Consider the following 24,602-nt stretch of genomic DNA (forward strand, 5'->3'; position numbering starts at 1 on the left):
TTAAAAAGTATGAAACATGTATAATTTATATAGCGCTCCTAGTGTTGCACGCATCTGATTTCTAACTTGCGTATAATTTGCTGTGGGATCTAGCAGATAATTATTGTATAAATCTGTCCACTCAAAGTTGGGTAAATCGTCTGTTAAAATATTTTTAAGCGCTAGTTTATCGGTATTGTTTAATGGAGTTGGCATGTACAATTCTTCCAGAGCGTCAATCACAGAGTTTGCGTTTGATGGATTGGGCAAACTGTTTAAAAGGCCAACAAAATCAACGACCAGTGATTTCCCTGTAGAAGCAGAAAAACTACCGCTGGCTATTCGAGTGTCAATAAATTGAGATCTTCCCTTAAGGTGAACAGCTCCTACCCAAAGACGTGAGAAGTTAGGTGCTTCATAGTAAGCAGGCCATCCAGCAACACTTGGTGGTCCGGAAAGGTTCATCCCTAGAATATCGCGGAGTTCCTTGTAGACATTATAATACAACCGGTAATCAGACTCAACATCAAAATTAGCTTTTGAATCTGTAGAGTTATAGATTCCAATAACGTAATCCATAGGACTTTTGATCAAACAACCACGTAAGGCAGCATCATAAAAGTGTTCACTTTTCAAAAGTTGTTTCATCACCGGAAGAATCTCAAAATTGTTGTTTGTAAGTGTTTTTGCCATTTCAGGAATAACCTGTGTTTTTACACCATTTGTGATATCATTATTTACAAAGAAGTGATAAATACTTTCGCAGATAAAATTGGCAAAATCAGGTTGAGCAAAAATAACATCAATATAATCTTCATATTCTGTCTGTCCATTGGGAGAAATTGTTGCAGCGTTAAAATGATAGGATAATGTCTTTGAGCCCATATCATGATCTGCCTCAGTAAAGATTGCATATGGAGATGTGATGACAGTGCTTCTCCACCCTTCTATAGAATATCCTGTTAAAATCCTTGCACCTTCAGTCACATCAACTTCTGTATATGTACTAAAGTCGTCGTTACCTATTTCGTGGCCTTTACCAATAGAATACAATTCCAGTAATTCTCTTGCGTAGTTTTCATTGGGATCAGATGCAACGTTGTCTTTCCCGTTTAAGAATACAAGCATTGCAGGATCAATGGTCATCTCTTTAACTAATGTCTTGAAATTTCCAAGGGCGTGTGTTCTCAGTAATTCATAATAATTGTAATTTGCCCTGGAGTCTTTGGTGTCTTCTACCGCAAAATGATTGTGCCAAAACATGATCATTTTTTGAGTTATGGTAGAATTCAATTCAAAATTATTTTGGATCAACCAGGCATCTAAAGATCTTTCTCTGGCAGCATCTATTTTACCTAGAGGCGTAGAGTATACAGAAGTCACCCAAGATGTTCCAAAAGCGGCAACATTTTCCTTTGGATGATAGCTTAATGGAGGGTTTGGTGCTAGAGTTAAAACCAATAGATCGTCAACAGTGGCATCTATTCCGTTTGTCACGGCATCCTGAAGTTGAGCATATGTTGGACCATACAGTGCCCGCCTTAATAAATGCCCTGCTTCGGCCGAAGTCCAGGAACCAGAGTATGGATTTAAACTATAACTCATCGGAGGGGTTTGACTCCATGTTATTGTAGTTATTAGACTTAGTAAAAAGCAACTACAAAATATTTTGTAGTTGTAGAGGTAGGTTTTTGTCATATAGGTAGATTTAAAGGTTGAAATATTTTAAAAAAAATAACCCCATATATTTATATGCGTTTAAAATCACATATAAATATATAGGGTTATGTATCTTGTTCAAATTTACAAAGAATTTCCGACATATAGAAAAATGCATTGAATTTTTAGAATGACTAAGAAGGAACAGTAAACCAACTTGTCCTTAAATTGTAAATCAAAAAATATACGCTATTAAAAGAAAAACCACACTACTATGGCAATATTTGCAATACCTCTTATTTAGTAATAGTTTGGTACAATTTTTCACGATACCAAGTTAGAATTGCAAAAATGGTATTTAGGAATTTCCTTAATACTTAAGTGAGAGAAAGGGAATATCTTTGAGGCAACTGCAACTCTGAAAAACAATGATAGAGTAAGGGGGGTATTTCAGGAGATTATTGAAGCTTATGAAACTTTTGTCGAAGATAAGGAGAAGATTATCAGAGTGGAACCGAAACTTCTCGAGCACACGATTTTAAAATAAAATAAAATAAAAACAAATCTAACCATTTTCAATATCGCTAATATGATGTTCAAGAGCTTTTACAGAGATTTGTATTTCCTTGATTAAAAGCGCCAGAGATACAATTAGTAAAACTAAAGCAATACCAAATACCCAAATGGCTATAACATGTTGTTCTATGTATATCAAAAACATGGTTAGTACACAAAGTAGTAAACTACTAATACCGACAATTTGCATAGAGCGGGTGAGATAAAGTCTTTGTTTAATATTCTTTATTTGTTTAATTAATCGCTCATCCTTTTTCTGAAGATATTTGTCATGCAAATTTCTAATTACGGCAGCATAGGCTAAAAATCTATTGGTATATGCCAACATGATTAACGAGATGGCAGAAAATAAAAGCGCCGGCGTTGTAAGTGTGAGTTCTTCCATATAGTCTTTTAAAAAATGTCAGTTGATTATATAAATATACATAACGTATAATAAAAAAAAGAGAAACTGGTTCAAGTTTCTCTTTCATAATTTATATATATAAACTATTTACTTTTTCCAGTAAGACTGCATAATTTTAAACTTTTCTTTGCCAATTATAGCTTTGATTTTTTTATTGGATTCTTGTTTTAGAGCTTTAATTTCAGTCTTTTCGGTTTCTTTGTCCAGTTTCTTTTTTCTAACCACCCTTATAGCTGTAATTTTCTCTTTATTGATAGCTATCACCTTGGTAGTTTCTTCTTTACTTAATTCGGCATGGGCCACAGCACCTTCAAAAGTCTTTTTTTCTTGAGCATTTACAGATATAGTCAAAAATAAGGCGAAGATTAATAATACTAATTGTTTCATAATGATTTTAGTTTAAATTTTTCATGATTAGTTATAGTGCAAAGTTAAGCTTAGACCCTTGCTTGAGTAATATGATATGTTTTTAATTTCATGGCATATGTTTTTAATTTGAATATAACTTTCTTTAAACTTCTGCTTATTTTTTTATTTTAGAAGCATGCAAGAAGATTTTTTACATTACATCTGGAAGTATAAAAAATTTCAAATTCAAAATTTAAGAACTACTGAGGGGGAGGATATAATGATAACTTCGGTTGGTCAACATAATTTTAACTCAGGTCCTGATTTTTTTAATGCACAACTAAAGATAGGAGAACAATTTTGGGCAGGTAATGTAGAAATTCATTTAAAGTCATTTGATTGGTATTCCCATGGTCATGAAAAAGATAAGGCCTATGATAATGTAATTTTACATGTGGTTTGGGAACATGATACCGAAGTGTTTAGAAAAGACAATACACCTGTACCTACTTTGCAGTTGAAGGATTATGTAATCCCTGATATTTTAAATAATTATGAAAATCTATTTTCTAAACAAAGTAAATGGATCAATTGTGAAACTGAATTTGCATCTATAGATGAATTTACTTTAAAGAATTGGTTAGAGCGTTTGTATTTTGAACGATTAGAAAGGAAGTCTAAAACCATAGAATTACTTCTACAACAGTCAAAAAACGATTGGGAAGCCGTATTGTTTAAAATGCTGGCTAAGAGTTTTGGATTAAAGGTTAATGGAGATTCTTTTTTTAGCTTAGCTCAATCTATAGATTTTTCAGTGATAAGAAAAACACAATCTAATTTACAAACTTTGGAAGCTCTATTAATAGGTCAATCCGGTTTACTTGAAAGTAAAACAGAAGCCCCTTATTATATAAGTTTAACAAAAGAATATCAATTTTTGAAACAAAAGTTTAGACTGGAAAATCATAAGGTATTGCCAGTGCAGTTTTTCAGGCTAAGACCACCAAACTTTCCAACTATCAGATTGTCTCAATTAGCAAACTTATACCATATACATCAAAGTTTATTTTCAAAAGTGATTGATTCAAACCGAATAGACCATTTTTATGAATTATTTAAAGTGACAAGTTCCAACTTTTGGAAAACACATTACACTTTTCAAAAGGAATCAAGACCTTCAATAAAAAGAATTACTAAATCCTTTATAGATTTATTACTTATCAATACAGTTCTTCCAATTAAGTTTGCATACGCTAAGCAACACGGTGAGGAGGCAGATTCGGCCATTGTTAAAATTGCAATTCAAATCCAATCAGAAAAGAATAGTATTTTGAATGCCTTTAATAATTTAAAAAAGATATCAAACTCATCTATGGAATCACAGGCTTTACTGCAGCTTAAAGCAGAGTATTGTGATAAAAACGGATGTTTAAAATGTGCTATAGGGAATCAACTTTTAAATAAATAAACTTTTAAACCACTAAACTATATCTTAAATTGCAGCATGAATATAATTTACAAGCCACTATTATTTTTTCAAAAACACGGCTACTATGTTTGTCAACGTATAGCCGATAGGTTTGGCATAAGAGCAAAGGTAGTACGGACATCTTTTATGTACTTAACTTTTGTGACCGTTGGGTTTGGCTTTGCATTGTATTTATTTTTAGCATTTTGGATAAGAATTAAAGATTTGATTTATACAAAACGCACATCAGTATTTGATTTATAATTTATGAATCCACTTTCAAGGTTTTTTAGAACTAAAATATATACAGCCATATTTCTTATCATATTTATTGTAATGATAGGAGTAGTAGGTTATATGACCATTTCAGAATATAATTGGATTGATGCCCTGTACATGACAGTCATAACTATGACAACCGTAGGGTTTAGTGAGGTAGTTCCGCTTGACAACGAATCTAAAATATTTACCATATTCTTAATCTTGGCAAGTGTAGTTATTGTGGGGTATGCACTTTCTGTAATTACCGAATATATTTTAAGTAAAAACGATGTTGAAGAATTAAAACACAAAAAGATGCAAAAAATGATAGATAGTTTTAAAAACCACATCGTTATTTGTGGTTATGGCAGAAATGGAAAGCAGGCTGCCAGAAAACTTATGGCTTACCAAAAGCAATTTGTTGTTATAGAAAAAGATAAGGAGGTGGAAGGACGCTTACAAATAGATGGAGTCCCTTATGTTATTGGAAATGCCAATGAAGATGAAACTTTGATGATAGCAGGAGTTGATCGTGCTGCGTGTTTTATTTCAGCACTTCCAAATGATGCCGATAACTTATTTGTTGTGCTTTCTGCAAGGCAAATAAACAGTAAAATAAATATTATAAGTCGTGCGTCAAATGAATCCTCATATGATAAACTAAAATTTGCCGGAGCAAATAATGTAATCTTACCTGATAAAATAGGTGGAGATCATATGGCATCTCTGGTTGTAGTTCCTGGATTAATGGAATTTATAGATAATTTATCTATTGTTGGTAAATCTGATATTAATATAGAAGAAGTTGCTGTAGAAAAACTATATAATTCTAAAAAAGCCAGAACTATTAAGGATTTGGATCTCAGAAAAAAAACGGGATGTACTGTAATTGGTTATAAAGATAGTCATGGAGAATATATGGTAAATCCAGACCCCGAAATGGAATTGGAGACTAATTCCAGGATTATTGTTTTGGGTAGACCAGAACAAATAGAGGTATTAAATACAGCATATAATATAGATTAGCACCTTTTCTATTTTAACAGCTATAGTTTTAAAAAATCATTTTTTTTTATCATATTGCTGATTTTTAATTATAATTTTTTAATAAAATTTAATCTTATGAAGAAATACCTTCTTTCAATTTATACGTTAATAATACCATTTTTAACCTTTGCTCAAGAAGCAACCGAAAAAGGTATGGATGAAAGATTCAATGAAGCCTTTAAGCCAATTTCAGATGCCTGGGGAGCCATTGTGTTCTATCCGGTTCAGTTTACTGAAGACGTTGGAATGCCAATTGTAATTATTATGCTTTTGTCTGCGGGGTTATTATTTACTATCCTTTTTAAATTAGTTAATATTAGATTATTTCCGGTATCTATAAATATTGTAAGAGGTAAGTATGATGATGTAGATCATCATGAGGTTGAGCCCAAAGCTATGGTAAATGTTGTTGACGGTGATATTGTTGATACCATTGCTATAGAAGGGAAAGAAGGAGAAGTGTCGCATTTTCAGGCGTTAACAGCAGCTTTATCAGGTACGGTAGGCCTGGGGAATATTGCGGGAGTTGCCATAGCAATTTCATTAGGAGGGCCAGGCGCAACATTTTGGATGATTTTGGCTGGATTGCTGGGAATGTCCTCAAAGTTTGTTGAATGTACATTGGGGGTTAAGTATAGAGATATAGGAGAGGACGGAACCGTATTTGGAGGTCCTATGTATTATCTTAAAAAAGGCTTGGCAGATGTTGGCAAAGGTACCTTAGGAAAAATATTGGCAGTTGTATTTGCTATTATGTGTGTAGGAGGCTCTTTTGGAGGTGGAAATATGTTTCAGGCTAATCAGGCAGCTCAACAATTCAATACCATGATTGGAGCTAATTCTACTTCAGCTGGTGTGATTTTTGGAATTGTTATGGCAGCTTTGGTAGCTATAGTAATTATTGGAGGTATAAAAAGAATTGGTAGCATAACTGAAAAAATAGTGCCATTTATGGTTGGGATTTATTTTGTGGCTGCAGTCATTATTTTAGTAGCGAATTTTGGATTGATTGGTTCTGCATTTGGACAAATATTTGATGGAGCCTTTAAAGCAGAAGGTATTACCGGAGGTATTTTAGGAGTTTTAATCATAGGCTTTCAAAGAGCAGCTTTCTCAAATGAAGCTGGTGTTGGCTCTGCGGCTATTGCACATTCAGCAGTAAAAACCAAGTTTCCGGCTTCAGAAGGTTTAGTAGCTTTGTTAGAACCATTTATAGATACTGTAGTAGTGTGTACTATGACAGCTTTAGTTATTATAATTACAAATGGAGATGGAAGTATTATGGAATATGGTGTAAAAGCACCAGATGGTGTTTTAGCAACCTCTAAGGCATTTGCCTCTGTTATACCTTGGTTCCCTTATGTGTTGACTTTAGCTGTGGTACTATTTGCACTGTCTACCATGTTATCATGGTCTTATTACGGATTACAATCCTGGATGTTTTTATTTGGCAGATCTAAAGCTTCAGATTATTCATATAAAATCATATTCTGCTTATTTATTATAATAGGCTCCGCGGTTAGCTTAGGTGCGGTGACTGATTTTTCAGATGCTATGATTTTTGCCATGGCTGTTCCAAATTTGATTGGATGTGCTATTCTGTTTCCTAAGGTTAGGGGAGAATTGAATAAATACCTAAAAGCTATCAGAGCTAAAAAATAATATATAAAGACTAATAATGAGTTTTAAATCCCAATTCTTGTTTTCAAAAGCACAACGAAATGGGATTTTTTTATTACTTATACTTATAGTTATATTTCAATGCATTTATTTTTTTATTGACTTTTCTTCAAAGGATGTTCAAGTTAATAAAGAAGACTTATCGAGATTCGTCCGGGAAGTAGATTCTTTAAAAGAAATTGAACTAGAAAAACGTAAAACCAAGACCTTTCCATTTAATCCAAACTATATAACGGATTATAAAGGTGCAGTTTTAGGAATGAGTAATGAAGAAATTGACAGACTGTTAGAATTTAGGAAACAAAAAAAATGGATAAATTCAGCAAAGCAATTTCAAGAGGTTACCAGGATTTCAGATTCACTTTTGAAGGTCATTTCCCCGTATTTCAAGTTCCCGGAAAGATTAGCTAATACGTATAGCAAAACGAATTTTGATACTTTTATAAACAATAAGTCAAAACCTTTTTCTCAAAAATTAGATTTAAATACAGTTACAGCCCGGCAACTTCAAAGGATTAATGGAGTAGGTAAAGTGCTTTCTGATAGAATTATAAAGTTTAGAAATAAATCGGGAGGATTTATTGCAGATGTACAGTTACAAGATGTTTATGGATTAACACCAAAGGTTATTGATAATATTACTAGCTATTTTACAGTTAAGACTCCAAAGATCATTAAAAAAATCAATTTGAATTCTGCTACAGTAGACTATTTAGTTACTATTCCGCATATAGATTATGATTTAGCGTATGAAATTATTGAACAACGAAAACTAAGAGAAGGCTATAAATCAGTTGAAGAATTAAAAAAAGTTAAAGACTTTCCAATAAACAAAATCAAGATAATTGAGTTATATTTGCACCTCGAAAAAGAAAACTAGATGAATAGCATGTACTTCACTGAAGAGCATAACCTTTTTAGAAAAAGCCTTCAAGATTTTTTAAAGAAAGAAGTTGTACCTCATATTGATGAATGGGAAAGAACAGGTACAATAGATAGATTTATTTGGAAGAAATTTGGAGAAATGGGGTTTTTTGGAATCAATTACCCTGAAGCTTATGGCGGACTAAATCTAGATCTTTTTTATACGGTTATTTTACAAGAGGAGCTTCAAAAAATAAATTCAGGAGGTTTTGCTGCAGCAATATGGGCGCATGTTTATTTAGCAATGACGCATCTTAACGCAGAAGGTGATGAGAACATTAAACAGCATTATTTAGCGCCAAGCATTTCAGGCGAAAAAATTGGATGTTTATGTATTACGGAGCCTTCGGGAGGGAGTGATGTTGCGGGTATGAGAACAACAGCAGTAAAAGAAGGAGACTATTATGTGGTTAATGGTTCAAAAACGTTTATTACTAACGGTATCTATAGTGATTATCTGGTAGTAGCAGCAAAAACTAATCCGGAATTAGGAAATAAAGGGTTGAGCATCTTTGTGGTAGATAGAGATACTGAGGGTATTTCGGCTACAAAATTAGATAAACTGGGTTGGAGAGCTTCAGACACTGCAGAAATTGCTTTTGATAACGTTAAAATTCCAACAGATAACTTGCTGGGTGTTGAAAACCAAGGTTTCGCATATATTATGCAACACTTTTCATTGGAACGGTTGGTTATGGGGATTAATGCGCACGCCAGGGCAGAATATGCTTTAGAATATGCCTTAAACTATATGTCTGAAAGAACAACTTTTGGGAAACCTTTAAATAAGTACCAGGCTCTAAGACATAAATTTGTAGACTTGTATTCTGATATGGAGATCTGTAAACAATTTAACTATTCAGTAGCGTACAGGTTAAATCAAGGTAAATATGTGGTAAAAGAAGCAACTATGGCTAAGTTAAAATCTACCAAGATGGCCGATGAGGTTGTTTATGAATGCCTACAGTTTTTAGGAGGCTATGGTTATATGGAAGATTATCCATTGGCAAGGCTGTTGCGTGATAGTAGATTGGGGCCAATAGGAGGTGGAACCTCAGAGATTCTTCGAGAAATACTTTCTAAAGTTATTATAGATAAGAAGGAATATAAGCCGGCTACTTAAAAAAATGAAATCTAGTATTCAGGATTCAAGATTATTTTTATATTTGCAGCCTGAAAATTCTAAAAGAGAGGAGGTTAAGACACTATGTTAATAATTCCAATTAAAGAAGGAGAAAATATAGATAGAGCGTTAAAGCGTTATAAGCGCAAATTTGTTCAAACAACAATTAAGAGTCAATTGCAAGAGCAAAAAGAATTTAAAAAACCTTCTGTTGTACGTAGAGCTCAAATTCAAAAAGCACAGTATGTACAATTATTACGAGATGCAGAAGATATATAATTGCACTTCATAGATCATATAATCCCGCTTAAGGCGGGATTTTTTATTTTATAAGTATTACTTTAAATAATTTGACAAGTTTTAAAAGTTGCCTACTTTATTTTTTACTTTTAACTTTAAGCTTTCAAACTACTTATATGTCTTTCAAATCATTTGCAGATTATTTATTGCTTGAAAAAGGCTATTCCGAATTAACTGTAAAAGCCTATCAAAATGATTTAGAAACATTCTCTGACTTTATTCAAGAAGAGTACGGGGTAGAAGAAGCTATAGATGGTGTTAACTATTCGCAAATTAGGAGTTGGATAGTACTATTGGTAGAAGGCGGATTGACTAACAGAAGTGTGAATAGAAAAATATCGGCTTTAAACACCTATTATAAATTTCTTTTAAAAATTGAAGCTATAGAGGTTAATCCGTTAACAAAGCATAAAGCCTTAAAGACCAATAAAAAAATTCAGATTCCTTTTTCAGAAACAGAAATAAAGGCAGTTCTGGATGATTTAAACTTTGATGATGACTTTGAGCATGTTCGAGATAGGTTAATTATAGAATTGTTTTATTCTACTGGAATAAGAAGAATAGAACTTGTAAACCTTAAATTAACCAGTTTAGATTTAAATACAAAGACCTTAAAAGTTTTAGGTAAAAGAAATAAAGAACGAATTGTTCCGTTATTAGATTCTGTTATTGATTCAATACGTAAGTATTTGATTAAGAGGAAGGAACTTGAATGTGTTTTAGATGGTGAATATTTATTTTTAACGAAAAAAGGAATGAAAATATATGAAACACTTGTTTACAGAATAATAAATGAGTATTTTAGTTTGGCATCTTCAAAGGTAAAAAAGAGTCCGCATATTCTCAGGCACTCTTTTGCTACACATTTGTTAAACCAAGGTGCCGATTTAAATGCTGTAAAAGAACTTTTAGGACATTCAAGTTTGGCTGCCACTCAGGTTTATACTCATAATAGTATAGCCGAACTTAAAAAAGTACATATTAAAGCACATCCAAGAAGTAAAAAATAGCATTTGTAGTTATTGTCTAACCAAAAAGAGTATTATGAAGGTAAACACGCAATCAGTAAATTTTAATGCAGACCAGAAACTGATAGATTTTATTCAAAAGCGTATGGATAAATTAGATTTGTTTTATGACAAAGTAATTAAATCTGATGTTTTTTTAAAGGTTGAAAATACCAGTGATAAAGAGAATAAAATCTTTGAAGCTAAAGTAAGTGTTCCAGGAGATAGTTTTGTTGTAAAAAAACAATGTAAAACATTTGAAGAAGGTACAGATATGGCAGTTGCATCATTAGAAAGGCAGCTAAAAAAGCGAAAAGAAAAATTAAGAGCACATTTATAATAAAATTTTTCTAAAAATGTTTTGAATAAAATAAAAAATCTATACATTTGCAGTCCGTTAGAAATAACGGGCTTTTTTTATGCGTAAAAAATGTAAAAAATGCCGATGTAGCTCAGCTGGCTAGAGCAGCTGATTTGTAATCAGCAGGTCGTGGGTTCGAGTCCCTCCATCGGCTCTTTGAAAATTTGATTTTTTTAAGCTTTTATTTAAATTAAAAGTGACTCGGGGAGATACTCAAGCGGCCAACGAGGGCAGACTGTAAATCTGCTGACTATGTCTTCGCAGGTTCGAATCCTGCTCTCCCCACAAATCCAGATTGAACTGGAATGAGATTTTTGAAATATTGAAAACCTAAATTATAAGCGAAAGTTTATAGAAATTGCGGGAGTAGCTCAGTTGGTAGAGCGTCAGCCTTCCAAGCTGAATGTCGCCGGTTCGAACCCGGTCTCCCGCTCTAAAATTCCTGCGAAGGCAGGAATCTCTTCTTTCAATTTAATGTGATCTGTAAAGATTGCTTTTGAGAGAAAAGGAAATAAAAACTTTACGCCGGTGTAGCTCAGGGGTAGAGCGTTTCCTTGGTAAGGAAGAGGTCACGAGTTCAAATCTCGTCATTGGCTCTATATTAGAGTAGAATTTAGAACACACTAATATTATTTATAACTAAGATTAAAATTATTTAAAAAACATGGCAAAGGCAACTTTCGATCGTTCAAAACCACATTTAAATATTGGTACAATTGGACATGTAGATCACGGTAAAACAACTTTAACTGCTGCTATTACTAAAGTATTAGCTGATGCAGGTTTATCAGAAGCAAAAGACTTCGATCAAATTGATAACGCTCCAGAAGAGAAAGAAAGAGGTATTACAATTAATACATCTCACGTTGAATATCAAACAGCAAATCGTCACTACGCACACGTTGACTGTCCAGGTCACGCCGATTACGTAAAGAACATGGTAACTGGTGCTGCACAAATGGATGGTGCTATCTTAGTGGTTGCTGCTACAGATGGTCCAATGCCACAAACTCGTGAGCATATCTTATTAGGTCGTCAGGTAGGTATTCCTCGTATCGTTGTTTTCTTAAACAAAGTTGATATGGTTGATGACGAGGAGCTTTTAGAGTTAGTAGATATGGAAGTTAGAGATTTATTAAACTTCTATGAATATGATGGAGATAATGGTCCTGTTATTTCAGGTTCTGCTTTAGGTGCGCTTAACGGTGAGCAAAAATGGGTAGATACTGTATTAGAATTAATGCAAGCATGTGATGATTGGATTGAAGAGCCTGTTCGTGATATGGATAAGCCTTTCTTAATGCCTATTGAGGATGTATTCTCAATTACTGGTAGAGGAACGGTTGCAACAGGTCGTATCGAAACTGGTATTGCTCAGACTGGTGATCCAGTTGAAATTATTGGTATGGGTGCTGAGAAATTAACATCTACAATTACAGGTATTGAGATGTTCCGTCAAATATTAGATAGAGGTGAAGCTGGTGATAATGCTGGTATCTTATTAAGAGGTATTGAGAAAACTCAAATCTCAAGAGGTATGGTAATTACTAAGCCAGGTTCTGTAACACCTCATAAAAACTTCAAAGCTGAGGTTTATATCTTGAAAAAAGAAGAAGGTGGACGTCACACTCCATTCCATAATAACTACCGTCCTCAGTTTTACGTACGTACAACTGACGTAACTGGAAACATTGCGCTTCCTGATGGTGTTGAAATGGTTATGCCTGGAGATAACTTAACTATTACTGTTGAGTTAATTCAGCCAATTGCAATGAACGTAGGTTTACGTTTCGCTATCCGTGAAGGAGGTAGAACAGTTGGTGCAGGTCAGGTAACTGAGATATTAGACTAATATAGTTTAAGTAAAAATAGTAAGCTAAGGTATTCCGTTTTTCGGAATACCTTGACTTATATTTACGGGTTTAGCTCAGTTGGTAGAGCACTGGTCTCCAAAACCAGGTGTCGGGAGTTCGAGTCTCTCAACCCGTGCAAAAAAGTTTTTAATAAGAATAAAATTGAATACTATTTCAATTTATATTAAAAGAAAATAATAAAATGGCAGGATTAGTAAATTATATAAAGGAATCATTTGGTGAACTAAAGAATAATGTGACCTGGCCTACATGGGCAGAGGGACAAAGTTTAACTGTTTTAGTTGCGGTGTTTTCAATTATATTTTCTCTTGCTATTTGGGGTGTGGATACAGTATTCAGTAAAGTTATTACTACTTACTTTCAATGGATTAACGGTTAAAAAGAAGATTTATGTCAGAAGTGAGTGAAAAAAAGTGGTATGTTGTTCGAGCTGTAAGTGGTCAAGAGAACAAAATCAAAACCTATATTGAGAATGAAATTGCTCGGTTAGGAATGCAGGATTATGTTGATCAGGTATTAGTACCTACAGAACGTGTGATCCAAATTAGAAATGGGAAAAAGATTCATAAAGAAAAAGTGTTTTTCCCGGGATATATTATGATCCAAGCTAATTTAACAGGTGAAGTTCCTCATATTATAAGATCAGTTACTAACGTAATTGGGTTTTTAGGGGAAACAAAGGGTGGAGACCCTGTGCCATTAAGGCAATCTGAAGTTAACAGAATGCTTGGTAAGGTTGATGAATTAGCGGTAGAAGAATCAGCAAATGTAGCTATACCTTACACTAAAGGCGAAACAGTTAAGGTTATTGATGGTCCGTTTAATGGATTTGACGGTACTATTGAGAAAATAAATGAAGAAAAGCGTAAGCTTGAAGTGATGGTTAAGATTTTTGGAAGAAAAACGCCATTGGAGTTGAGTTATATGCAAGTTGAAAAAGTATAATAATTGTTACATTATATAAATGATACGGTCTTTTGCTTCCAAACTATAAGAAGCGTATCAAACTAAATTATTAAAAATGGCAAAAGAATTAGGTAAAGTAGTTAAGTTACAAGTTCGGGGAGGTGCTGCGAATCCATCGCCACCGGTTGGACCCGCTTTAGGTGCTGCTGGAGTTAACATCATGGAGTTCTGTAAGCAATTTAATGCTAGAACCCAAGATAAACAAGGTAAAGTATTACCGGTTGTTATCTCTGTTTACAAAGACAAGTCATTTGACTTTGTGATCAAAACTCCTCCAGCTGCAGTACAATTATTAGAAGCGGCCAAGGTGAAAAAAGGTTCAGGAGAACCAAACCGAAAAAAAGTAGCTAAAGTAACGTGGGATCAGGTAAAAGCCATCGCAGAAGACAAAATGCAAGATTTAAATGCATTTGAAATTGGATCTGCTATGAAAATGGTTGCTGGTACTGCAAGATCGATGGGAATAACCGTAACAGGAAAATTTCCTTCTTAATCTATTAAAGCATTAGAAAATGGCAAGATTAACAAAAAAGCAAAAAGAGGCTTTAGCGAAAATTGAAAAAGGAAAGGTGTATTCATTAGATGAAGCATCTGCACTAGTTAAAGAAATTACCAATACAAAGTTTGATGCATCCGTTGATTTAGCGATTCGTCTAGGAGTTGACCCTAGAAAAGCTAATCAAATGGTAAGAGGTGTTGTTTCACTTCCACACGGTACTGGTAAAGATATGAAAGTATTAGCATTAGTAACACCAGACAAAGAAGCAGAGGCTAAAGAAGCCGGTGCTGATTATGTAGGTTTAGACGAGTATCTTGATAAGATCAAAAGCGGCTGGACAGATGTTGATGTTATTATTACAATGCCAAGTGTAATGGGTAAATTAGGACCTTTAGGTCGTGTATTAGGACCTCGAGGTTTAATGCCAAACCCAAAAACAGGTACGGTAACTATGGATGTTGCTAAAGCTGTAACAGAAGTAAAAGCCGGTAAAATTGATTTTAAAGTTGATAAAACTGGTATTGTACACGCTGCTATAGGAAAAGCATCATTTAGTGCTGATAAGATTGCAGGCAATGCAAATGAATTAATTCAAACATTAATTAAATTAAAACCAACAACTGCAAAAGGGATTTATGTAAAGAGCATTTTTATGTCTTCTACAATGAGCCCAAGTATTGCTGTTGATCCTAAAGTTGGTTAATTAAGTTAAAACTTTTATTATGACAAGAGAAGAAAAATCACAAGTAATTGAGGAGTTAACTGCAGAATTAGCTAATAACGCAAATATCTATTTAACAGATATTTCTGGATTAAACGCAGGAACTACTTCAGACTTACGTCGTGCTGCATTTAAAGCAAACGTAAGAATGGCTGTTGTTAAAAATACATTACTTGAAAAAGCAATGGAAGCTTCAGATAGAGAGTTTGGAGATCTTCCTTCAGTTTTAAAGGGAAATACATCTGTGATGTATTCTGAAACAGGTAATGCACCAGCTAAATTAATTAAAAACTTCCGTAAAAAATCTGAAAAGCCTTTATTAAAAGGTGCTTTTATTGAGGAAGCTGTTTACATTGGTGACGAACAATTAGACATGTTAGTAGATATCAAGTCTAAGGAAGAGTTACTTGGAGAAATTGTTGGATTACTTCAGTCTCCTGCTAAAAATGTTGTGTCAGCGCTTAAATCAGGTGGAGGTACATTAGCTGGACTTATTAAAACACTATCTGAAAAAGAAGGATAGTATAAAATAGTACGCACTTTATTACAATTATATTATTATTAAAAAACGATTAAAACGATAGAAAAATGGCAGATTTAAAAGATTTCGCAGAACAATTAGTTAACCTTACTGTAAAAGAAGTAAATGAGTTAGCAACTATATTAAAAGATGAGTATGGTATCGAGCCTGCTGCTGCTGCTGCAGTTGCTGTTGCTGGTCCTGCTGCTGGTGGAGATGACGCTGGTGAAGCTCAAACTGAATTTGATGTAATCTTAAAAGCAGCTGGTGGTTCTAAATTAGCAGTTGTAAAATTAGTTAAAGAATTAACTGGTTTAGGATTGAAAGAAGCTAAAGGTTTAGTTGATGAAGCACCAAGTGCTATCAAAGAAGCAGTTTCTAAAGACGAAGCTGAAGCATTAAAAGCATCTTTAGAAGAGGCTGGAGCTGAGGTTGAGCTTAAGTAAGCTTAATTACTCAACAATACAAAGGTTTAGGTCTGTCCCGCTAAAGGCGGGATAAGATCTAGACCATTTTGCGTATATAAACATATACCAAAATATTAAAAAAAACAGTTAGTGATTTGTAGAATAAATCATGCTGTTTTATCAGTGTTTAAAACACTGTCGTTATTATTTTTTAATCAAAATTCCGTCCATTGATGTTATCAACACAAGCTGAAAGATTAAATTTCTCCTCTATTGTAAATAGAACAGAATATCCAGATTTCTTGGATATTCAGATTAAATCCTTCCAGGATTTTTTCCAATTAGAAACAAAATCTGAAGAAAGAGGTGATGAAGGTTTATATAATACCTTCATGGAAAACTTTCCAATTACAGATTCTCGTAATCAATTCGTTTTAGAATTTTTAGATTACTTCGTAGATCCGCCAAGATATGCCATTGAAGAGTGTATTGAAAGAGGACTTACATACAGCGTTCCGCTAAAAGCAAGGTTAAAATTATATTGTACAGACCCTGAACATGAGGATTTTGAAACCATTGTTCAAGATGTGTACTTAGGAACCATACCTTACATGACACCAAGTGGTACTTTTGTTATCAATGGTGCAGAACGCGTTGTAGTATCTCAGTTACACCGTTCACCAGGGGTTTTCTTTGGCCAATCTTTCCATGCTAATGGAACAAAATTATATTCGGCAAGAGTTATTCCATTCAAAGGATCATGGATTGAGTTTGCTACTGATATCAATCAGGTTATGTATGCCTACATTGATAGAAAGAAAAAGTTACCAGTAACAACACTTTTCCGTGCTATTGGTTTTGAACGAGATAAAGATATCTTAGAGATTTTTGACTTAGCCGAAGAGGTTAAAGTTTCAAAATCAGGATTAAAAAAATATTTAGGAAGAAAATTAGCGGCTCGTGTGCTTAACACCTGGCATGAAGATTTTGTTGATGAAGATACTGGAGAGGTTGTATCTATTGAACGTAACGAGATTGTATTAGACCGTGATACCATTCTTGATAAAGAGAATATTGAAGAGATTCTTGAAGCAGAAGTTAAAACGATTCTTTTACATAAAGAATCTAATGAGCAAGGCGATTATGCCATTATTCACAATACGCTTCAAAAAGATCCAACAAACTCTGAAAAAGAAGCGGTTGAACATATCTATAGACAATTACGTAATGCAGAACCGCCAGATGAGGAAACAGCACGTGGTATTATAGATAAATTATTCTTTAGTGATCAACGTTACTCTTTAGGAGAAGTAGGTCGTTATAGAATGAACAAGAAATTAGGACTTGATATTGGAATGGATAAGCAAGTGCTTACAAAAGAAGATATCATTACTATCATAAAATATTTAATTGAGCTTATCAACTCTAAAGCAGAGATTGATGATATTGATCACTTATCTAACCGTCGTGTGCGTACAGTGGGTGAGCAATTATCACAGCAGTTTGGTGTTGGTTTAGCACGTATGGCACGTACTATACGTGAGCGTATGAATGTTCGTGATAACGAGGTATTTACCCCAATTGATTTGATTAATGCCAAGACCTTATCGTCTGTAATCAATTCATTTTTTGGAACAAACCAGTTGTCTCAATTTATGGATCAAACCAATCCATTAGCTGAAATTACGCATAAGCGTCGTTTATCAGCGCTTGGGCCTGGAGGTTTATCAAGAGAAAGAGCAGGGTTTGAGGTTCGTGATGTTCACTATACTCACTACGGACGTTTATGCCCTATTGAAACACCTGAGGGACCAAACATTGGTTTGATTTCTTCACTTTCAGTATACGCTAAGGTAAATTCAATGGGATTCATTGAAACACCATATAGAAAAGTAACTGATGGTGTGGTAGATATTAAAAATGTACCTACCTATTTAAGTGCAGAGGAAGAAGAAGAGAAGTTAATTGCTCAGGCAACTGTTCAGGTTGATGAGGAAGGAAAGATTTTACATGATAAGGTAATTGCAAGAATGGAAGGAGACTTCCCGGTACTTGATCCTAAGGAGGTTAATTATACTGATGTTGCGCCGAATCAAATTTCATCTATTTCAGCATCTTTAATTCCATTCTTGGAACATGATGATGCAAACCGTGCATTAATGGGATCTAACATGATGCGTCAGGCAGTTCCTTTATTAAGAGTGGATGCACCAATTGTTGGTACTGGTTTAGAACGTCAGGTAGCTTCAGATTCCAGAGTATTGATTAATGCAGAAGGTACAGGAGAAGTGCTTTATGTTGATGCTAATGAGATTAAAATTAGATATGACCGTACTGAAGATGAAGCTAAAGTAAGTTTTGATAGTGATATTAAAACATACCAATTAGTAAAGTTCAGAAAAACCAATCAAGGAACTTCAATCAATCTTAAACCTATTGTAGTTAAGGGAGATAAAGTAACTAAAGGCCAGGTTTTATGTGAAGGTTATGCAACGCAACAAGGAGAATTGGCACTTGGTAGAAATATGAAAGTAGCCTTTATGCCTTGGAAAGGATATAACTTTGAAGATGCGATTGTAATTTCAGAAAAAGTTGTACGTGAAGATATATTCACATCTATTCATATTGATGAGTATTCTCTTGAAGTTAGAGATACTAAATTAGGAAACGAAGAATTAACTAACGACATCCCTAACGTTTCAGAAGAGGCTACAAAAGACCTTGATGAAAACGGTATGATTCGCGTTGGTGCTGAAGTTAAACCCGGTGATATTCTTATTGGTAAGATTACTCCAAAAGGAGAGTCTGACCCAACTCCTGAAGAAAAATTATTACGCGCTATCTTTGGTGATAAAGCTGGTGATGTAAAAGATGCATCTTTAAAAGCATCACCTTCATTAAATGGTGTTGTAATAGAGAAGAAGCTATTTGCCAGAGCGGTAAAAGATAAACGTAAAAGAGCTCAAGATAAAGATGATATCTTAGCATTGGAAGCTCAGTATGACAGAAAGTTTGATGATTTAAAAGAAATTTTGGTTGAAAAACTTTTTAACATTGTAAATGGAAAAACGGCTCAAGGTATTTTTAATGATTTAGGTGAAGAAGTATTACCAAAAGGTAAAAAGTTCACACTTAAAATGTTAAATGCTGTTGATGATTATGCACATTTAGTTTCAGGTAAATGGACTACTGATGAGCATACTAATCAAATGGTTGCAGATTTAATTCACAATTACAAGATCAAAGAAAATGACTTACAAGGGTCACTTCGTCGTGAGAAGTTTACAATTTCCGTTGGTGATGAATTACCTGCAGGTATCATCAAATTAGCAAAAGTTTATATAGCTAAGAAACGTAAGCTTAAGGTAGGAGATAAAATGGCGGGACGTCATGGTAACAAAGGTATTGTTGCCCGTATTGTTCGTCAGGAAGATATGCCGTTCTTAGAAGACGGAACTCCGGTTGATATTGTATTAAACCCACTTGGTGTACCATCTCGTATGAACATTGGACAGATCTATGAAACTGTATTAGGATGGGCAGGTCAAAAATTAGACCGTAAATATGCAACGCCTATTTTTGATGGAGCTAATATTGATCAAATCAATGATTTAACAGATGAGGCTGGAATTCCAAGATACGGACATACGTACTTATATGACGGAGGAACAGGACAGCGTTTTGATCAACCAGCAACAGTTGGTGTGATTTACATGCTAAAACTAGGGCACATGGTTGATGATAAAATGCACGCGCGTTCTATAGGACCTTACTCATTAATTACGCAACAACCATTAGGTGGTAAAGCACAATTTGGTGGTCAACGTTTTGGTGAGATGGAAGTATGGGCACTTGAAGCATATGGCGCATCAAGTACCTTACGTGAGATCTTAACTGTAAAATCTGATGATGTTATTGGTAGAGCTAAAACTTACGAAAGTATAGTTAAAGGTGAGCCAATGCCAGATCCAGGTTTACCAGAATCTTTCAACGTATTAATGCACGAATTGAAAGGTTTAGGATTAGACATCAGATTAGAGGAGTAGTTAATTAATTAAATTCATTTCAACCATATATTATGGCAAGAAAACAAGATAAAAATGCAGTTAAGAGATTTAATAAAATCTCAATTGGTTTAGCATCACCGGAGTCTATTTTAGCAGAGTCTAGAGGTGAGGTTTTAAAACCAGAAACTATCAATTATCGAACTCACAAACCAGAACGTGATGGTTTGTTCTGTGAGCGTATTTTTGGTCCTGTAAAGGATTATGAGTGTGCTTGTGGTAAATATAAAAGAATTCGTTACAAGGGTATTGTTTGTGACCGTTGTGGTGTTGAAGTAACAGAAAAGAAAGTACGTCGTGATAGAGTAGGGCATATCAACTTAGTTGTTCCTGTAGCTCATATCTGGTATTTCCGTTCTTTACCAAATAAAATAGGATACTTATTAGGATTACCATCTAAGAAATTAGATATGATCATTTACTACGAACGTTACGTAGTTATTCAACCGGGTAATGCTAAGAATGAAGAAGGAGAGCCATTACAAAAAATGGATTTCCTTACGGAAGAAGAGTATTTAAACATTTTAGAAGCGCTTCCTCAAGACAACCAATACTTAGATGATACAGACCCTAATAAGTTCTTAGCTAAAATGGGTGCTGAGTGTTTGATTGAATTATTAGCAAGAATTGATTTAGAATCGCTTTCATATGAGTTACGTCATAAAGCTAATACGGAAACGTCTAAACAGCGTAAAACAGAAGCTTTAAAGCGTTTACAAGTAGTTGAGTCTTTACGAGAATCAAATCAGAACAGGGAGAACAGACCGGAGTGGATGATCATGAAAGTGATTCCAATTATTCCACCAGAATTACGTCCTTTAGTACCGTTAGATGGTGGGCGTTTTGCAACCTCAGATTTAAATGATTTATACCGTCGTGTAATTATTCGTAACAATCGTCTTAAAAGATTGGTTGAAATTAAAGCACCTGAAGTAATCTTACGTAATGAAAAGCGTATGCTTCAGGAGTCTGTAGATTCATTATTTGATAACACGCGTAAGTCTTCGGCTGTAAAAACAGATTCTAACAGACCGCTAAAATCGTTATCAGATTCACTTAAAGGTAAACAAGGGCGTTTTCGTCAAAACTTACTTGGTAAGCGTGTTGATTATTCTGCACGTTCGGTAATTGTTGTTGGACCTGAATTAAAATTATATGAGTGTGGATTGCCAAAGAATATGGCAGCCGAATTATATAAACCTTTTGTAATTAGAAAATTAATTGAAAGAGGTATTGTTAAAACGGTAAAATCTGCAAAGAAAATTATAGACAAAAGAGAGCCTGTGGTTTGGGATATCTTGGAAAATGTTCTTAAAGGACATCCGGTATTACTAAACCGTGCGCCTACGCTGCATAGATTGGGTATACAAGCCTTCCAACCAAAGTTAATTGAGGGGAAAGCAATTCAATTACACCCCTTAGTATGTACAGCATTTAATGCCGATTTTGATGGTGACCAGATGGCAGTTCATTTACCATTAGGGCCAGAAGCTATTTTAGAGTGTCAGCTATTAATGTTAGCGTCTCATAATATCTTAAACCCGGCAAACGGATCACCAGTAACGGTACCGTCTCAGGATATGGTACTTGGTCTATACTATATGACTAAGCTACGTAAGTCTACACCTGAATTACCAATTAAAGGTGAAGGATTAACTTTTTATTCTCCGGAAGAAGTAGAGATTGCTTTTAACGAGAAAAGAGTGGATCTGAATGCAGGTATTAAAGTTCGTACAATCGATATTAATGAAGATGGTAAGCTTGATAAAATGATTGTTGAAACAACTGTTGGTAGAGTGTTATTTAACCAACATGTTCCTCAAGCAGCTGGATATATCAATCAGGTATTAACCAAAAAATCATTAAGAGATATTATTGGTGATATCCTTAAAGTAACCTCTGTTCCTGAAACAGCAGATTTCTTAGATGCTATTAGAACTTTAGGGTTCAAATTTGCATTCCAGGGAGGATTATCATTCAGTTTAGGAGATATTATTATTCCACCGGAAAAGCAAGGAATGATTGATAAAGCTAATGGTTTAGTTGATGGTATTACCGGAAACTATAACATGGGACTTATCACTAATAATGAGCGTTATAACCAAGTTATTGATATTTGGACCTCTACAAATGCTGAATTGACCGAGTTGTCAATGAAACGTATTAGAGAAGATCAACAAGGATTTAACTCGGTATTTATGATGCTTGATTCTGGAGCTCGTGGATCTAAAGAACAGATTCGTCAGCTTACAGGTATGCGTGGATTAATGGCGAAGCCTAAAAAATCTAATGCAGGTGGTGGTGAGATTATTGAAAACCCAATTCTTTCTAACTTTAAAGAGGGACTTTCAATTTTAGAATACTTTATTTCTACTCACGGTGCACGTAAAGGTCTTGCGGATACGGCTCTTAAAACAGCTGATGCAGGTTACTTAACACGTCGTTTAGTAGATGTATCTCAAGATGTTATTATCAATACAGAAGATTGTGGTACATTAAGAGGTGTTGAAGTTGAGCCACTAAAGAAAAATGATGAGGTTGTTGAAACTTTAGAAGAGAGAATCGTTGGTCGTGTATCCTTAAATGATGTACACAATCCGTTAACTGATGAGTTGTTAGTTGCAGCCGGTCAATTAATTGAAGATGATATTGCTAAAGCTATTCAAGAATCTCCAATAGAGACTTTAGAAGTGCGTTCAGCATTAACTTGTGAAGCTTTACAAGGAATTTGTGCTAAGTGTTACGGACGTAACTTAGCTACCGGAAAAATGGTACAGCGCGGAGAAGCAGTTGGTGTAGTTGCTGCACAGTCCATTGGAGAACCTGGTACACAGCTGACATTACGTACATTCCACGTAGGTGGTATTGCAGGTAACATTTCAGAAGATAACAAGCTAGCCGTTAAGTTTGACGGTATAGCTGAAATTGAAGATCTAAAAACGGTAAAAGGTAAGGATAGTGATGGGAATGAAATTGATATTGTTATTTCCAGAACCTCTGAACTTAAGCTTACGGATAAGAAAACAGGTATTGTTTTAAGTAATAATAACATTCCTTATGGTTCTACCATCTTTGTTAAAAATGGTCAGGAATTATCAAAAGGAGATGTGGTTTGTACTTGGGATCCATATAATGGTGTTATTATTTCAGAATTTGCTGGTAAAGTGAAGTATGAAAATATTGAGCAAGGAGTTACTTACCAGGTAGAAATTGATGAACAAACCGGTTTCCAGGAAAAAGTAATATCTGAATCCAGAAATAAAAAGCTTATTCCAACATTACATATTGAAGATGCTAGTGGAGAAACCATCCGTTCATACAACTTACCGGTTGGAGCACACTTGATGATTGATGATGGAGAGAAGATTAATGTTGGTAAGATCTTAGTTAAGATTCCTAGAAAATCTGCAAAAGCAGGTGATATTACCGGTGGTCTTCCACGTGTAACAGAATTGTTTGAAGCACGTAACCCATCTAACCCTGCAGTTGTAAGTGAGATTGATGGTGTTGTTTCTTTTGGTAAAATTAAGCGAGGTAATCGTGAAATTATTATAGAATCTAAGCTAGGTGAAATTAAGAAGTACTTAGTGAAGTTATCTAATCAAATTCTTGTTCAGGAAAATGATTATGTAAAAGCTGGTATGCCTTTATCAGATGGTTCTATTACACCAAACGATATTTTAAATATTAAAGGACCTTCAGCTGTTCAACAATACTTGGTAAATGAAGTACAGGAAGTATACCGTTTACAAGGGGTGAAAATTAATGATAAGCACTTTGAAGTTGTTGTTAGACAAATGATGCGTAAAGTTAGAATCATTGATTCTGGAGATACTATTTTCTTAGAAGATCAATTGGCACATAAAGCTGATTTCATTAAAGAAAATGATGATATTTTTGGAAAGAAAGTGGTTGAAGATGCAGGAGATTCTGAAAACCTTAAAGCAGGACAAATTGTTACACCTCGCGACTTAAGAGATGAGAATTCAATTTTACGTAGAGAGGATAAGCAACTTGTTGTAGCTAGAGATGCACAACCGGCAACTGCTACACCAATACTTCAGGGTATTACCAGAGCATCACTTCAGACTAAGTCGTTTATTTCTGCGGCATCGTTCCAGGAAACAACAAAAGTACTTAATGAAGCGGCCGTAGCCGGTAAAGTTGATTCTTTAGAAGGCTTGAAAGAAAATGTAATTGTTGGACATAGAATTCCGGCAGGTACAGGTATGAGAAATTATACCGATATCATTGTGGGCTCTAAAGAAGAGTTTGATGAAATGATGCAGGTAAAACAAGAGTTAAATTATAATTAATAATTGTTTCCTGTGAAATCGAAGATTCAAGAATACCTTACTTTGGAGGTGAGTATCAAAGAGTAAAGCAGGAATCTATAAAACAAAAGCCTTCAT

21 protein-coding genes and 5 tRNA genes are annotated in these 24,602 nt (G+C 34.4%); 23 read left to right on the plus strand and 3 right to left on the minus strand.

The genetic code is table 11. The features are described from left to right. From VOI54_RS09530 to VOI54_RS09540, 3 genes are all read right to left on the minus strand, one after another. Positions 1-1,584, minus strand: a complete 1,584-nt coding sequence (locus tag VOI54_RS09530; RefSeq protein ID WP_326282566.1) for a DUF1800 domain-containing protein — start codon at positions 1,582-1,584, stop codon at positions 1-3. Between the two features lie 619 nt (positions 1,585-2,203). Further along, positions 2,204-2,599, minus strand: coding sequence for a DUF2721 domain-containing protein (locus VOI54_RS09535; protein WP_326282567.1), 396 nt, complete (start codon positions 2,597-2,599; stop codon positions 2,204-2,206). Between the two features lie 108 nt (positions 2,600-2,707). Beyond that, positions 2,708-3,007 carry a hypothetical protein gene (locus VOI54_RS09540; protein WP_326282568.1) on the minus strand — a complete coding sequence of 100 codons (300 nt, stop codon included), beginning with the start codon at positions 3,005-3,007 and terminating at the stop codon, positions 2,708-2,710. 157 nt (positions 3,008-3,164) lie between these two features. Between VOI54_RS09540 and VOI54_RS09545 the strand changes: the two genes are divergently transcribed. The 23 genes from VOI54_RS09545 to rpoC all read left to right on the plus strand — a co-directional run bounded on the left by VOI54_RS09545 (position 3,165) and on the right by rpoC (position 24,506). Next, on the plus strand, positions 3,165-4,436 hold the full coding sequence (locus VOI54_RS09545) for a DUF2851 family protein (protein ID WP_326282569.1): 1,272 nt from the start codon (positions 3,165-3,167) through the stop codon (positions 4,434-4,436). Between the two features lie 36 nt (positions 4,437-4,472). After that, complete coding sequence (locus tag VOI54_RS09550; protein WP_326282570.1) at positions 4,473-4,700, plus strand: PspC domain-containing protein; 228 nt, start codon at positions 4,473-4,475, stop codon at positions 4,698-4,700. Between the two features lie 3 nt (positions 4,701-4,703). Continuing rightward, positions 4,704-5,723, plus strand: a complete 1,020-nt coding sequence (locus VOI54_RS09555) for a potassium channel family protein (protein ID WP_326282571.1) — start codon at positions 4,704-4,706, stop codon at positions 5,721-5,723. A 96-nt stretch (positions 5,724-5,819) separates the two neighbouring features. Next, positions 5,820-7,406, plus strand: a complete 1,587-nt coding sequence (locus VOI54_RS09560) for an alanine/glycine:cation symporter family protein (protein ID WP_326282572.1) — start codon at positions 5,820-5,822, stop codon at positions 7,404-7,406. Positions 7,407-7,422: 16 nt separating this feature from the next. Next, positions 7,423-8,304, plus strand: a complete 882-nt coding sequence (locus tag VOI54_RS09565; protein WP_326282573.1) for a ComEA family DNA-binding protein — start codon at positions 7,423-7,425, stop codon at positions 8,302-8,304. After that, positions 8,305-9,471 carry an acyl-CoA dehydrogenase family protein gene (locus VOI54_RS09570; protein WP_326282574.1) on the plus strand — a complete coding sequence of 389 codons (1,167 nt, stop codon included), beginning with the start codon at positions 8,305-8,307 and terminating at the stop codon, positions 9,469-9,471. A gap of 84 nt (positions 9,472-9,555) precedes the next feature. After that, on the plus strand, positions 9,556-9,750 hold the full coding sequence (rpsU, locus tag VOI54_RS09575) for a 30S ribosomal protein S21 (protein WP_326282575.1): 195 nt from the start codon (positions 9,556-9,558) through the stop codon (positions 9,748-9,750). Between the two features lie 137 nt (positions 9,751-9,887). Continuing rightward, on the plus strand, positions 9,888-10,781 hold the full coding sequence (locus VOI54_RS09580; RefSeq protein ID WP_326282576.1) for a tyrosine-type recombinase/integrase: 894 nt from the start codon (positions 9,888-9,890) through the stop codon (positions 10,779-10,781). 34 nt (positions 10,782-10,815) lie between these two features. Continuing rightward, on the plus strand, positions 10,816-11,118 hold the full coding sequence (gene hpf / locus VOI54_RS09585; protein WP_326282577.1) for a ribosome hibernation-promoting factor, HPF/YfiA family: 303 nt from the start codon (positions 10,816-10,818) through the stop codon (positions 11,116-11,118). 101 nt (positions 11,119-11,219) lie between these two features. Continuing rightward, positions 11,220-11,293 (plus strand) — tRNA-Thr (locus VOI54_RS09590). Positions 11,294-11,342: 49 nt separating this feature from the next. Then, positions 11,343-11,424 (plus strand) — tRNA-Tyr (locus VOI54_RS09595). A gap of 75 nt (positions 11,425-11,499) precedes the next feature. Continuing rightward, positions 11,500-11,572: transfer RNA gene (locus tag VOI54_RS09600), tRNA-Gly, on the plus strand. 91 nt (positions 11,573-11,663) lie between these two features. Further along, a tRNA-Thr gene (locus VOI54_RS09605) sits at positions 11,664-11,735 on the plus strand. 68 nt (positions 11,736-11,803) lie between these two features. Then, a complete protein-coding gene (tuf, locus tag VOI54_RS09610; protein ID WP_326282578.1) occupies positions 11,804-12,991 on the plus strand; it encodes an elongation factor Tu in 1,188 nt (395 codons plus the stop codon). A gap of 64 nt (positions 12,992-13,055) precedes the next feature. Further along, positions 13,056-13,128, plus strand: a tRNA-Trp gene (locus tag VOI54_RS09615). A gap of 66 nt (positions 13,129-13,194) precedes the next feature. Further along, entirely contained in the window at positions 13,195-13,392 is a 198-nt protein-coding gene (secE, locus tag VOI54_RS09620; RefSeq protein ID WP_326282579.1) for a preprotein translocase subunit SecE, read from the plus strand. Between the two features lie 11 nt (positions 13,393-13,403). Further along, entirely contained in the window at positions 13,404-13,958 is a 555-nt protein-coding gene (gene nusG / locus VOI54_RS09625) for a transcription termination/antitermination protein NusG (protein WP_326282580.1), read from the plus strand. 76 nt (positions 13,959-14,034) lie between these two features. After that, entirely contained in the window at positions 14,035-14,472 is a 438-nt protein-coding gene (gene rplK, locus VOI54_RS09630) for a 50S ribosomal protein L11 (RefSeq protein ID WP_326282581.1), read from the plus strand. Positions 14,473-14,491: 19 nt separating this feature from the next. Beyond that, a complete protein-coding gene (gene rplA / locus VOI54_RS09635) occupies positions 14,492-15,181 on the plus strand; it encodes a 50S ribosomal protein L1 (RefSeq protein WP_326282582.1) in 690 nt (229 codons plus the stop codon). A 19-nt stretch (positions 15,182-15,200) separates the two neighbouring features. Beyond that, positions 15,201-15,722: a 50S ribosomal protein L10 gene (gene rplJ, locus VOI54_RS09640; protein WP_326282583.1), complete on the plus strand. Its 522-nt coding sequence runs from the start codon at positions 15,201-15,203 to the stop codon at positions 15,720-15,722. Between the two features lie 65 nt (positions 15,723-15,787). Beyond that, positions 15,788-16,165 carry a 50S ribosomal protein L7/L12 gene (gene rplL, locus VOI54_RS09645; protein WP_238674287.1) on the plus strand — a complete coding sequence of 126 codons (378 nt, stop codon included), beginning with the start codon at positions 15,788-15,790 and terminating at the stop codon, positions 16,163-16,165. 194 nt (positions 16,166-16,359) lie between these two features. Continuing rightward, positions 16,360-20,172, plus strand: coding sequence for a DNA-directed RNA polymerase subunit beta (rpoB, locus tag VOI54_RS09650; protein WP_326282584.1), 3,813 nt, complete (start codon positions 16,360-16,362; stop codon positions 20,170-20,172). A gap of 32 nt (positions 20,173-20,204) precedes the next feature. Next, on the plus strand, positions 20,205-24,506 hold the full coding sequence (gene rpoC, locus VOI54_RS09655) for a DNA-directed RNA polymerase subunit beta' (RefSeq protein WP_326282585.1): 4,302 nt from the start codon (positions 20,205-20,207) through the stop codon (positions 24,504-24,506). Positions 24,507-24,602 lie beyond the last annotated feature (96 nt).

The organism is Alterotamlana spongicola, assembly GCF_035818475.1.
Taxonomy (GTDB): Bacteria; Bacteroidota; Bacteroidia; order Flavobacteriales; family Flavobacteriaceae; genus Cognatitamlana.

What these genes read in the sequence shown, in the direction of transcription:
- VOI54_RS09530 (WP_326282566.1), bottom strand. Translation starts at nt 1,584, where the DNA reads ATGAGTTATAGTTTAAATCCATACTCTGGTTCCTGGACTTCGGCCGAA.
- VOI54_RS09535 (WP_326282567.1), bottom strand. Translation starts at nt 2,599, where the DNA reads ATGGAAGAACTCACACTTACAACGCCGGCGCTTTTATTTTCTGCCATC.
- VOI54_RS09540 (WP_326282568.1), bottom strand. Translation starts at nt 3,007, where the DNA reads ATGAAACAATTAGTATTATTAATCTTCGCCTTATTTTTGACTATATCT.
- VOI54_RS09545 (WP_326282569.1), top strand. Translation starts at nt 3,165, where the DNA reads ATGCAAGAAGATTTTTTACATTACATCTGGAAGTATAAAAAATTTCAA.
- VOI54_RS09550 (WP_326282570.1), top strand. Translation starts at nt 4,473, where the DNA reads ATGAATATAATTTACAAGCCACTATTATTTTTTCAAAAACACGGCTAC.
- VOI54_RS09555 (WP_326282571.1), top strand. Translation starts at nt 4,704, where the DNA reads ATGAATCCACTTTCAAGGTTTTTTAGAACTAAAATATATACAGCCATA.
- VOI54_RS09560 (WP_326282572.1), top strand. Translation starts at nt 5,820, where the DNA reads ATGAAGAAATACCTTCTTTCAATTTATACGTTAATAATACCATTTTTA.
- VOI54_RS09565 (WP_326282573.1), top strand. Translation starts at nt 7,423, where the DNA reads ATGAGTTTTAAATCCCAATTCTTGTTTTCAAAAGCACAACGAAATGGG.
- VOI54_RS09570 (WP_326282574.1), top strand. Translation starts at nt 8,305, where the DNA reads ATGAATAGCATGTACTTCACTGAAGAGCATAACCTTTTTAGAAAAAGC.
- rpsU (WP_326282575.1), top strand. Translation starts at nt 9,556, where the DNA reads ATGTTAATAATTCCAATTAAAGAAGGAGAAAATATAGATAGAGCGTTA.
- VOI54_RS09580 (WP_326282576.1), top strand. Translation starts at nt 9,888, where the DNA reads ATGTCTTTCAAATCATTTGCAGATTATTTATTGCTTGAAAAAGGCTAT.
- hpf (WP_326282577.1), top strand. Translation starts at nt 10,816, where the DNA reads ATGAAGGTAAACACGCAATCAGTAAATTTTAATGCAGACCAGAAACTG.
- tuf (WP_326282578.1), top strand. Translation starts at nt 11,804, where the DNA reads ATGGCAAAGGCAACTTTCGATCGTTCAAAACCACATTTAAATATTGGT.
- secE (WP_326282579.1), top strand. Translation starts at nt 13,195, where the DNA reads ATGGCAGGATTAGTAAATTATATAAAGGAATCATTTGGTGAACTAAAG.
- nusG (WP_326282580.1), top strand. Translation starts at nt 13,404, where the DNA reads ATGTCAGAAGTGAGTGAAAAAAAGTGGTATGTTGTTCGAGCTGTAAGT.
- rplK (WP_326282581.1), top strand. Translation starts at nt 14,035, where the DNA reads ATGGCAAAAGAATTAGGTAAAGTAGTTAAGTTACAAGTTCGGGGAGGT.
- rplA (WP_326282582.1), top strand. Translation starts at nt 14,492, where the DNA reads ATGGCAAGATTAACAAAAAAGCAAAAAGAGGCTTTAGCGAAAATTGAA.
- rplJ (WP_326282583.1), top strand. Translation starts at nt 15,201, where the DNA reads ATGACAAGAGAAGAAAAATCACAAGTAATTGAGGAGTTAACTGCAGAA.
- rplL (WP_238674287.1), top strand. Translation starts at nt 15,788, where the DNA reads ATGGCAGATTTAAAAGATTTCGCAGAACAATTAGTTAACCTTACTGTA.
- rpoB (WP_326282584.1), top strand. Translation starts at nt 16,360, where the DNA reads ATGTTATCAACACAAGCTGAAAGATTAAATTTCTCCTCTATTGTAAAT.
- rpoC (WP_326282585.1), top strand. Translation starts at nt 20,205, where the DNA reads ATGGCAAGAAAACAAGATAAAAATGCAGTTAAGAGATTTAATAAAATC.